Below are 8,870 nucleotides of genomic sequence, written 5' to 3' on the forward strand. Positions count from 1 at the left end.
CTTAGTCAATATTAAAGATTGCTGATTCGAATTGTTCTAAGGCAATGTTTTTGTGAGTTTCAGACAGAACTTTGCAATCAATCGCGGATTGACTCTTGTCTTCAATTTGTTTTGCAATAGCCAACTGTATCTTAATATCTGGCAGTGGGAATTGAATACGTTTTAAGTTTTGGACTCCCAGTTCAGTTTGTTTAGTCGATTTTGCAGATTTGAGAGATTCTATTTGCCTTTGTCCATAGTCACTATTGATAATATGAACTAAATATCTTGGTGATAAAACCTCATTATTAGTCCTTAATAGAAGCATATGACTGTCTATCAACAATCCCTCAAAACCAGGAGTAATAAGACTTGCACGTCCAATAGTCCCTTCTCCTGTCGAATTGATGATGATATCATTCTGTTCTGATAGCAGTTTGCTATCTACATTATTGAACCATTTGTCATTTACGGTTTTAGCATGTTCAAGCTCAATACTATTCCACCGATTACACTTTTGATTTAAAATGATTTTAGTGCCATTTGCATCATATTTTGGGCTTTTACCTCTAAAAATATTTAAGTATAGGGTTGGCCTAGAGTCCAAATCAACTGTCTCAAACTTAGAAGATGAAAAACTTTCTTTGTTCAATATTTTATCTACGCCCCAAAATGTAATTGAACTATAATCAATAAGTTGAAATTTTTTATCGCTTGACTTTTTTCCAGCTTTCAGAATACCTAGTTCATTATAGATTATTTCCTGAATACTATTTTCTAGGTCAATTGACTGTTTTTCATATTTAATTGCCAGATTAATATTATCAACATAACGCTGTATTATTTTCTTTTGGAGTTCGATTCGAGGCACAGGAATTCTAAATCCTAAAAAGGCTTTTTCATCTACTCGTTGACGACCCGTAGTGCCAGAACTGGCTTTTCGGCAAAGTTCGGCAAAGTGTTTTGTGCCTGTAACTAGGTTGAAAAATTCGGGTAGTATCTTTTCTGTATTGATGTTATAGCTCAGGAAATCCTGTGTAGTGATTGCTCCCTCCAGTTCGGCAGGTACAATGCCGAATGCTCCATTACGGGCGTCTATCTTGCTCATAATGAATTGTCCTTCTGATATGCGGAACTGATTCTTTGTGCCAATGTCTTTACCAAAAATCAGTTCATCACCTCGCTGAATCACACCTTTTCCGTACAACTTGATGGTTACTTGCTTGTATGCTTTGTTATCTTCCAGTATTTCCTTTTCCCGATTACGCAAAATGAGATTACCGATAGGTTCCAGTTTGAACCCATCTTTATAAATTACTTTATCGCTCAGAATAGCACCCACGCTCCAATTAGCGAGAGTCATGAAGCGTACTTCATTGAGATATTTAAATGCTGTCTCAGTGGGCATATGCTTCATAAAATATTTGAGATTCACTTACAATGTTGCCATCAATCAACTGTAGTCTTGAAATGTTACCATCATCATCTACAGGGTATTGTGTTTCTTTCTTTGGTTCAGCCCATAGTTTGGCTCTCTTACGATAAATCTTAAATTCTTCTGCAGTTTCCTTTAACTCCTTGCTGTCTGTAGGAGCCCCTGTACTAGATATTCCAGCATCATGTATTTCAATTACAGGTATTGGATAGTCAAATCGCTCTTTCACAAGTGGTTTAATATCAGCAGCAATGAGGTCTTCAAACTGCTTCACATCTTCAGCATATTTCTTTTTCAGCTCCCTAAGCTCTTTGGCTAGCTTACTTTCTTTCAATTTCTTCTCTTCTAACTTGAAAGTCGCTTTCAATTCATCCAGTTTTGGCTGGTATTTGTCTTTAATCTCTTTGGTGGTCTCTTCTGTGATTTTTTGATAGGTAGCCAACTCTTCTTCACTGAACTTTTTAAGGAATAGCAAGCTTGGTTTTACTGTAGCACCTGAAGCAATGAATACATCCTGAGGAATAGAAGTGATGTTAATAATCTTGGCCTTTCCTTCAATGTATTCTCTAATTTTTTGAAGGGCACTGTTGTTCAATACACCATCTGGTAAAACAATACCCATTCTGCCACCTAGTTTCAAAAGGTTGAGACTTCTTTCTAAAAAGAGTACTTCTGTCAAACCACTCCATGCGCCTACATCAAAAATGTCCAACAATGCCTTACCACGACTTTTGCCGTGACCATTGTCATGATTAGCCCAATCCTGAATTTGCTTTACTACGGTTTCGCGATAATTGTATTCTTTATATCGATCTTCATAGTATTTAATCTTTTCTTCGCTTGGTATATCTGAGGGTGTAATCTTTAAGGTCTTATTGACCCTGGAGCCAAAAGGAGGATTGGTGAGTATGACATCAAAACGTCCATCAAATATGCCATTGACATTGAGTAATCCATCATGATGATGCACTCCACCATGACCATCACCATGCATAATCATATTCATTTTGGCGGTCCGAGCCATCCTTGGGTTGGCATCTGTTCCAAATATGCAATTGTGAGATAGATTGTGAAGTCTTCCTTTCTTGTTATTTAGATTAAATTCTTCAAATAACTTTAGTTTCAAATCATTGACCTTTTTTTCGATTTTAGACTTTTGAGCTTTTGGTAGCTTTTCAAAGTTTGAATCATAGTAGGTGCTTTGAATATTCTTAACTTTTGATTGAATATCAGATTCAATCTTATCTCTTACATATTCAAACGCTTTAATTAAAAAACCTCCACTGCCGCAACAAGGATCACAGATTAATTCATCCTCCTCTGGGTCTAGTACATCCACCATATAATCCACAACAGTTCTTGGTGTAAAAAACTGTCCAAGTTCACCTCTAAAAGTACGTCCTAAGAATTCCTCGAATGCTATCCCTTTAATGTCATCTGAAGTATTTGAAAGGTTAAATGATTCTAGTTCCTCTACGATCATTTCAAAACTTCTTTGACGGATACGAATTCTGTCTAACTCCTCAAATAACTCATCATTCTTAAATTCTTCCTTAGTCTTATCAAAGAGATATTGCATGTATTCTTTGTCAAAAAGAGAAGAACCAGTTGCTTTCAATGAGGGGCGAATGTTCTCTTCGTAATCCTTTTCTAAAGATTTAAATCTTTCCTTCGAGAAAATTAGTTCTTGATTAGATTTTCGTTCATACATTATCTTCATGAACAATATCTTACTAATTTCATCAAATGCGGCTTCAGGAGACAACTTATCATTATTTCTAATGATGTTATGGCATTTTGATAAAAGAGCAGTAAACTGATCTCTTGTGAAGGTTTTAGATTCAGAGATAAACTTTCTTATTTGAGCATCTTCAGTAATTAGTTGAGCCTTCGGTATATCTTGTAAACGCTCAAGTTTTCGGTCTAATGGTTCATCTTTTATATAGAAGATTTTGGTCTCTTTTAGATTTGTTGCTATAAAAAAATCTGCTTTGACACTCGATGCAAAATTGTATCCAATGAGGTAATCTTCTGCATTAATAGTGATGTGCTCGGCCTTGCATTGAGCAGCAATTATTATTGAAGGTATTTTGTTTTTCTTTTTCTCTGATTTATTTCTCCAAATTCCAATGTCCGCTTTGTATCTATCTTTAATAACGACATCCTGATCAAGCTGCTCAAGTGAATAGCCGTAGTGATTGATTAGCCGTATAATAAACTCTTGTTTCAGTTTTTCTTCTGGAGTCAGATTGACCCATTTCCCTAAAATAGGAGCATAGATCTTATTATTTTCAATTTTTAGTTGCATACTCATTTCGATTTCTTTTTTAATTCTTGTTCGGCATGCTTAAGGGCAGCCAAAGCAGCCGTTTCATCCCTAACGTTGTCAATGATTTTATCGGACAGCCAAATTGTCAACAATTCATCTTCACTGACATTCAGGAATTTGGCCAAGGCTATCACTTGTTCTCTCTTTGCATTTCTCTCCCCCCGCTCAATCTTGCTAAACATTGGAGTGTCTATTTCAAGATTAGCGGCCAGTTGACGCTGTAAAAGCCCCTGACTTTCTCGTAATTCTTTTATCCTTTCACCAAAGTGCATGACCTTTTAATTTATGACTTGTCAATATTTGGCTAATATAATAAAGGCTTTTCAATTTTTCGTCAGAATGTAGGTAAAAAAAAAGGCTCTTTTGTTTTTTTGCGTTTGGCTTGTGGATAGGCAAAAACAAAATGCGCCTATCTGTGCGTTGCCTTTTCAGCTTGGAATACAACGTTTTGCTTTTCCATATTAATAAAGGAAAGCTAACCATAAAGAATACTTTCTTCAATATTGTGAAAAGAAATACTAAATTGACCAATTTATCTCCAGGACTTTTCTTTTGATCAGATCCATTTGTTCTAATAGGGTTTTAGACTCGGATATCGAAATGTTGATTTAGAGTTTTTAGACCTTGTATTCCTCAGCATATATTTAAATTATGTCTCTTTCTAATTCTTCTGTAACATATAAGTCCAAAACCAAATATCTTCAGAATAATATTCCCCAATTAAACCATTTTCCCACCCCTAAACAATATCCTATTCTAGGTATATTTCCTACAATATTATGTAATACATTTAACTTTACTCAAAGACCACTTTCTATAGATCGTAATGGGGGAGTAGTACAATTATTTTTGTAAACCGTAAAAATTATTTTTATATACCCTCATGTATAGAATAAAAGCCCCCGATTCCTCAGAGGCTTAATTTATATAGGTGCTAAACAACTTTCAACTTCATACCTAAATATAATACGTATATAACTAAAAGTTAACACCTAAGTTGGAATATTTTATTTAGAAAGAGGAGAGGAGTTAATACCATTCATTATTTGTGGTATAAGTATGTTAGATAATCCTACAGGAAGTGGCCCAATGATCTGCGATAATATTGCCTAATTTATTAATTGTCTATCGGATAGGTTGGCCCAGTACAATCGTCAAGAGTGCCCCTGTAGCCTCCATTTTAAACATCGATGATGATGAACCTTAGCCCCTATTTTCGCTTGGATCCGAAGGATCCACCAAAAAAGTAGGACCGGAGAAAACCAGTCCTACAGTAGATGAACTTCCGTGCAAAGAATCGCCGCTTTTCGCTATTGTAAATTTAATAAAAACCTTTAAAAATTACTTGGAATTTAAGACAGTACCTCGACTGGCAACCGTTATTTTCATTACTTGTTCTTCGTATAAGACTATTAAATCAGCTAAAAATCCATTCAATTTTTCTTGAAATTCGATGTAGCTCTCCATTATATGTTCTATAAATTTTATGTATAAAGCACATTGCATTTCAATTGTGTTCTCTCTAGTATTAGCTTGATTGAGAAGGTTTGTAAATTTTTCTTGCTCCTCTTTGTCAAATAGTTCAAAAAAATCTTTTCCTAAATTAACATCAAAGTCTTTAAAACCTAAATTTTGATGAACAAACAGGTTTCTGATTTCGTACATCTTATCAAATACGATAAAATAAGTTTCTATAACTAATTCTTTAGATTTTTTATTAAGAACTTTTTCTTTGGTCAATAACTTTATGAAAATCTTTGAAGTTTCACGAATTCTAAAGAATTCACCAAAGAATGATTGAATGAGTAATTCACTTCGAGTTATCGGATTACCCTTTAATGAATTCCTGTCGTTTTTTAAGTCAGATAAATCTGATAGGATTAAATTTATCCCTTCAATAATTTTATTCAAGTCACCAACCCATAGCAAAAAGTTTGCTCTAATCTTGCCTGGAAAGCTATTATTGAAAATATCGAAGATTTCTTGTTCCGTAAATTTTGTATTTAAGTCAATTGATTTTTGATTTACCTCTTTTGCGAATTTTAAAAATCCAGAGGCAAGTTGATTTGGTGGTTGAATTCTACGTATTTCGATAATATTGCTCAATTCTTTGATTCGTTTTTTAACTGTTTGTATTCTTCAATATCCAAAAGTTTAAATGGTTTGGAGTCGTCCTCAACATCGCAAGCTTTCAAATAAGTAATTTTTACTTGACCATTTTCTTTTTTTAAAAGACATTTTCTAACACTAACTAATTTGAGTTTATTTAAAACTCTTGGGTGAATAGCTACACATAGTCCTATTCCAGACGCCCTTACGCTTGGGTAGAGAACTCCATCAACTCCCGTATTAGATATTAAAGCTGAAAATAATGCTGAAATATGATATTCGTAATTTTCTCCATTTTTAACATCTTTAGAAAATTCTTCTGCTAAAAATTTTAAATACTCAATTCCTTTAGTTTCTAATTCGGGATTTTGTTTGAGTAAAGTCAGATATCTGCTTTTAATTTCTTGCAAATAGTCGATATCATATTCTTTGGTTGGGTCAAAAATAGTAGCTAAAGTTATAAAATCTTGAACTTCCCAAGTTCCAATAATCATAAGTCTTTCCCCATTAGCAATACTATTGTCTCTTAACAATTCACTAGTTTCACAACAAGCAGTTATTCTAGTGTAGCCGTGGTCATCAATTGTATAATTGTCTTTAAGAACAGAACCATAAAACATTGTGTTTTCAGGGGTGCTTGCTCGAAGATAGTTTACATTGTATTCTGCTGGGGCATATGATAATCTACATCTTGTGTTAAAATCGGCTTCATCATCTTTAATTCTTACTGCTCTGTCAAATATTTTACCGTTGTGATACTCAGTCCGCATAATTGGCAATGGTCCAATTTGATTGAGAAGTTTATTGATTTCCTCAACACTATTTTGAGTTAGGTCAATTTGTTTTAACGCTTTTAAATTTTCCATATTCATTTCATTTGTGTTGAGTCATAATGGTTGTCAACGTACACCGGTTAACCGAGGATATGGTCGGTGACCCCTTGTCTGTGGTTAACCGAATGTTGAATGGAGTTGTCCTTTGGACGGAAGACTCCCGGATTCCTGCTCTTTTTCCTATACGGGTATAGGGGAAGGTGCAGGGCCGACGGACAAAGGTAGCATGAAGGTTTATTTTCGTTTTTTTTGCTTTTCTTTCTTTTTTTCAAAATAAACCTCCCGGGAAAACGCATGCGCTCAATAAATGCTAGGTCAGGATCATTTGCAATGGAAATGATTTTCTTTTTACCGAAAATTATTCCGCCTCAGGCATTTTTCCCAAAGCCTAATGCATTATCCAAATTCCCTGATCTGCGGTTCTTTGCCTATGTAAAGATTTCCATTGGCTTTTCTTTTCCTGACGCCGCTTCGCGCGTTTTTCTACAATTCCATTCAACGTTTGCTTTCCTGTATTAATATAGGAAAGCAAACCTATATAGCATTCTTTCTTCAATATTGTGGAAAGAAATACTATATATCACCAATTCACCACATGGACTTGTTCTCGATAAAATCCCTTTGTTCAAATGGGATTTTAGAGCCGGCTAATGAATTGTTGGTTAGGTGGTTTCAAACTTTTCATGCCCTGGAATATATCTAAAACATCTCTTTTTCAAATACCTATGTATCTAAAAAAACCAGATAGATGTAGGTTAATATTTTACTAATAAACCCATTTCCCCAACCCCAAACAATACTCTAATCTAGGTATGTTTTATATAATTATATGTAATACATATAACCTTATTCAAAAATCACTTTCTATGGATAATAATGGTGGAGGAGGAGTGATTTTTTCTAGTAAAAGTAAAAATTATTTCTACATACCTTTTTAACAAAAAAAAAGTCTCTATGCCTCAAGATCTTAATATTAATAAGAGAATAAATACTCTCTTACTTTATACTGGAAATAGAGGTAAAAAAAATTGTAATGTTATTTAAAAATCTTCTGGCATATCAAATTTTAAAAGATCTTCAGGCTTAACACCATATGCCTTGGATAATTCAATTATTGTTAATAAGTGTAGATCTTTACCCTTCTCAAAATTTTTAATGTCAGCATGATCAAGATCACATTTTTGTGCTAACTTCCTATAACTTAATCCAGACTGATCTTTTAATTCTTTCAATCTTTCTCCGAATTTTATTAATATGATTTCTTTTTTTTCGGAATTCATTACCAATTTGTTAATTAATCAGTAATTTCGGAGAAACTTATAAAAAAATTGTTGGTCATATAACCAACATATCAATTCTTTAATTATATTTGTAGGGTAAGATATTATAAAACGAATCCTACATTAAGATTTTGTAGCATTCGAACTTTGCGTCTCAAAACTGAAAACCGCCAATTTTCACAGGAACGGGACAAAAAGTGAGAAATGCTCACGCCATTGGCGTGGGCTACTCGCTTGCTTGTTCCAAGGTGCTTGGCGGTACCTCAGTTTTTGCAAGAAAGAGGGTCCACTCCAATGGCTTTATTTTTTGCAGAGGCGTTCCAAATGGAATTTATTATGGAACAGCGTCATATCATATCTTCTTCTCATCTTCACTGCCTTTTAGAAATGGTTGGTGAAAGAAGCGCTGTTCCCCTTTTGTATCAAACCTACACGACCAAACAGCTCCAAAAAAACATCATCAAGTCTCCGGACTGAAGGGTGGGAGCGGGGCCCCCTTTCCGAGACGTCGGGAGGGAGGGCAGCAAGTTTATCCAAAGCAGCTCCGTTCGGAGTGACCTGCCACCAAAGCAGGCGTCTGCCACAAAGCAGACTCAGCCCAATCACGCAAATAGAAGTTCAAAGTTTAAAGGTTCAAATGTTCAAGGTTCAATTGTTCATTGTTCAAATGTTCAAGGATCAGTGAACCCTGAACGCTGAACAAGTATTTGTTTCAATAATTTAATGCTGAAGCTATGCAAAAAAGAACGCAACGATTCTTAAGGGCACTGCTGTGTCTTATTACGGGTAGGCCAAAGGGTAGGGAGTCGGATGACCGATGTCGGAAGTCCGATAAGGCCGAAGCGGGATCCGCAAGCACGAATGCCTTGAGCCAGCAGCAGTGCCTGGCGCTGATAGACAGCGTG

7 protein-coding genes are annotated in these 8,870 nt (G+C 35.0%); all 7 read right to left on the bottom strand.

The features are described 5' to 3' along the window. Position 1: 1 nt before the first annotated feature. Positions 2 to 1,387, bottom strand: a complete 1,386-nt coding sequence (locus EL17_RS22840) for a restriction endonuclease subunit S (RefSeq protein WP_164675165.1) — start codon at positions 1,385 to 1,387, stop codon at positions 2 to 4. Further along, on the bottom strand, positions 1,377 to 3,728 hold the full coding sequence (locus EL17_RS19120) for a restriction endonuclease subunit M (protein ID WP_205623590.1): 2,352 nt from the start codon (positions 3,726 to 3,728) through the stop codon (positions 1,377 to 1,379). The genes EL17_RS22840 and EL17_RS19120 overlap by 11 nt, the downstream gene beginning before the upstream one ends. Continuing rightward, entirely contained in the window at positions 3,725 to 4,015 is a 291-nt protein-coding gene (locus tag EL17_RS19125; protein WP_035077995.1) for a helix-turn-helix domain-containing protein, read from the bottom strand. The genes EL17_RS19120 and EL17_RS19125 overlap by 4 nt, the downstream gene beginning before the upstream one ends. Before the next feature lie 1,069 nt (positions 4,016 to 5,084). Beyond that, the gene (locus EL17_RS19130; RefSeq protein ID WP_035077998.1) at positions 5,085 to 5,849 is read right to left on the bottom strand and encodes a hypothetical protein; all 765 of its coding nucleotides are present in this window, start codon (positions 5,847 to 5,849) and stop codon (positions 5,085 to 5,087) included. Then, the gene (locus EL17_RS19135; RefSeq protein WP_164675166.1) at positions 5,846 to 6,718 is read right to left on the bottom strand and encodes a hypothetical protein; all 873 of its coding nucleotides are present in this window, start codon (positions 6,716 to 6,718) and stop codon (positions 5,846 to 5,848) included. The genes EL17_RS19130 and EL17_RS19135 overlap by 4 nt, the downstream gene beginning before the upstream one ends. 1,007 nt (positions 6,719 to 7,725) lie before the next feature. Then, entirely contained in the window at positions 7,726 to 7,965 is a 240-nt protein-coding gene (locus EL17_RS19140; RefSeq protein ID WP_035078004.1) for a helix-turn-helix domain-containing protein, read from the bottom strand. Between the two features lie 381 nt (positions 7,966 to 8,346). Further along, positions 8,347 to 8,571 carry a hypothetical protein gene (locus tag EL17_RS23630; protein WP_164675167.1) on the bottom strand — a complete coding sequence of 75 codons (225 nt, stop codon included), beginning with the start codon at positions 8,569 to 8,571 and terminating at the stop codon, positions 8,347 to 8,349. Between the last annotated feature and the right edge of the window lie 299 nt (positions 8,572 to 8,870).

The organism is Anditalea andensis (assembly GCF_000714815.1).
GTDB classification, from domain to species: Bacteria; Bacteroidota; Bacteroidia; order Cytophagales; family Cyclobacteriaceae; genus Anditalea; species Anditalea andensis.

What these genes read in the sequence shown, in the direction of transcription:
- EL17_RS22840 (WP_164675165.1), bottom strand. Translation starts at nt 1,387, where the DNA reads ATGCCCACTGAGACAGCATTTAAATATCTCAATGAAGTACGCTTCATG.
- EL17_RS19120 (WP_205623590.1), bottom strand. Translation starts at nt 3,728, where the DNA reads ATGAGTATGCAACTAAAAATTGAAAATAATAAGATCTATGCTCCTATT.
- EL17_RS19125 (WP_035077995.1), bottom strand. Translation starts at nt 4,015, where the DNA reads ATGCACTTTGGTGAAAGGATAAAAGAATTACGAGAAAGTCAGGGGCTT.
- EL17_RS19135 (WP_164675166.1), bottom strand. Translation starts at nt 6,718, where the DNA reads ATGGAAAATTTAAAAGCGTTAAAACAAATTGACCTAACTCAAAATAGT.
- EL17_RS19140 (WP_035078004.1), bottom strand. Translation starts at nt 7,965, where the DNA reads ATGAATTCCGAAAAAAAAGAAATCATATTAATAAAATTCGGAGAAAGA.